Consider the following 2,091-nt stretch of genomic DNA (forward strand, 5'->3'; position numbering starts at 1 on the left):
CTGGCCATGGTCCTCATTGCAAACTTCTTCGTCACCAGCGCCGACTCGGCCTCTATCGTGATCGCTTCGTTGAGCTCCAACGGCTCCAACGACCCACCCCGACGCCTGATCATCTTCTGGGGCCTGCTCACCGGCGCGGTAGCTTCCGTCATGCTCCTGGCCGGAGGTAATGAACCCTCCGCGGCACTATCAGGACTTCAACGCATCACTATCGTGGCGGCCCTGCCCTTCGTAATCGTTATGTTGTTGCTCTGCTTCGCTCTCACCAAGGACCTCCGCCGTGATCCTCTGGCATTGCGCGCACGATTGGCCACTAACGTGATGGAACGTGCGATCCGGACCGGCGTGGAACAACACGGCCGCGTTCAATTCGACCTCGTCACGACGCATGACTGCGACGAAACCTGCCCCGACCCGGACTCGCACCAAGGCGGCACCCACACAGGCAGCATCCCCACCGTCCAGCCCCAGCAAACGGGACCCGGACAATAAATAACTGCGCACCCTAAGCACCAACCCCGCCCAGGCGGCACGCGGCATGTTCCGGCCCGTGCCGCCCAGGCACACCCACCCCCCCACGCATAGCAAAGGTCATCAACATGTCCCAGCACCACGACCAAGAACAGACTCTCCGGATTAGCAGCGAAGAGAAGGAGTTCGTGAATATCCAGTTGGAGTCCTCAAGCCCAGTAAATGTTCGGCTGCAGCTGGATGGGCGCTGCAATTGCCAACACAGCGGCGGAAACCGTCCCGGCTCGTATGTTGACAGTGACCTCGGTCTCCGCTGACTGCGGCGGCGTCCCGCGCCCGGCGGCAACGAGACGCTGCCATGCGATTTCAGAGGTCGTCTTCGGGCCGGGCGCTGAGGATCCGATTGGCGCTGACCTGCAGGATGCCGAGCGACTCCTGGATCAGGGGCGATGCGATGCTGCCCCTGCGCACCGCAGCGACAATGCGGCGCGTGGGCTTCCCCTTGCCAGCAATGCGAAGTCGAACCACGTTTTCGGCACTATGCAGGGGTGCCAGTCGTGGCAGCAGGCCCACGCCCAGCCCCGCACCAACGAAAGCGATCTGGGTTTCCCATTCAACTGCCTCATGGGCAATCCGCGGTGTCACCCCGACTGCCGTGAACGCCGCGGTGAAGAGAGAATGGTAGGTGGATCCCGCGGCCTCTGTGATCCAGGGTTCGGACGCCAGCTCTTCGAGCGTCACCGTTTCCCGCGATGCCAATGGATGGTCGGAGGGAATGATCACATCCAGGGGATCATCGAGCAGAACGGTCTGCTCGAAGCGCGGATCGTCCTCAGCATAGGTGTCGGACTGCATGGCGACGATGACCGCGAGGTCGATGCGCTCGGCAACCAACAAGTCGAAGCAGCGGGCCGGGTTGGCCTCGAGCACCTGCACCTCCAGCAGGGGACGTGTTGCGCGCAGGGTCGCGGCCAGCGGCGCGAGCAGCCGGGCGGCCGCCGTCGAGAATCCCCCAAGACCAAAACGTGACGGCACCTGGTCGCCGGCATCCATGGCCGCGGCGCGCAGGCTCTCCCATTCCGCAATGAGGGTGTCCGAGCCCGCCACGAGAAATCGGCCCGTGGCGGTCAGCCGCACACCACGACCGTCCTTCGTCAGCAGCTGCATTCCAAGCACGCGCTGGAGTTCCCGCAATTGCGCGGAGACGGCGGAGGGAGAGTAACCCGTGAGCTCCGCGGTTGCGCCTATAGTGCCGCACCGGGCAAACACCCTGAGTGTGATGAGCCGTGGATCAATCATGCACTCATTGTGCACTGTTATATCCAATATCTTGCGCTTTTGTTGCAGTGCAATCGTCCCTAATCTCATGATTACAAGGTTTTCCACAACACCGCTTGGACCACCCAGCCGTGGCTGCCACGAATCGCATAATTACCCACGCCTCCGGGAGGAAACACATGTCTGCTCCAGTTTTGCCCATCAATTCACGCGGAAAACTCGCTTCATCATTGCCTGCAGAGCAGCTGGCGGAAATCAGCGAGTTGTTCGATTTCCGGCGCGTGGGATATTCCCTCGATGCCCCCTTCTACACTGATCCGACGATTTTCAGCATCGACATGC

At 61.7% G+C, this 2,091-nt stretch carries 2 protein-coding genes and 1 pseudogene; 2 read left to right on the top strand and 1 reads right to left on the bottom strand.

All coding sequences use genetic code 11. The features are described from left to right. Nucleotides 1-492 (top strand): BCCT family transporter (locus tag DAD99_RS07990; RefSeq protein ID WP_193341088.1); only part of this gene is annotated, 492 nt, incomplete at its 5' end. Nucleotides 493-837: 345 nt separating this feature from the next. On the opposite strand, the gene DAD99_RS07995 is transcribed toward DAD99_RS07990, so the two are convergent. Continuing rightward, a complete protein-coding gene (locus DAD99_RS07995; protein ID WP_193341089.1) occupies nt 838-1,770 on the bottom strand; it encodes a LysR family transcriptional regulator in 933 nt (310 codons plus the stop codon). A 158-nt stretch (nt 1,771-1,928) separates the two neighbouring features. Here DAD99_RS07995 and DAD99_RS22140 point away from each other — a divergent pair. Then, nucleotides 1,929-2,091 (top strand): annotated as a pseudogene (locus tag DAD99_RS22140) (aromatic ring-hydroxylating dioxygenase subunit alpha); the annotation flags it as partial.

It is taken from the genome of Pseudarthrobacter sp. AB1, assembly GCF_014926485.1.
In the GTDB taxonomy this organism is placed as follows: domain Bacteria; phylum Actinomycetota; class Actinomycetes; order Actinomycetales; family Micrococcaceae; genus Arthrobacter.

Excerpts from the sequence above, each read along its gene's own strand:
- DAD99_RS07995 (WP_193341089.1), bottom strand. The coding sequence starts at position 1,770 with ATGATTGATCCACGGCTCATCACACTCAGGGTGTTTGCCCGGTGCGGC.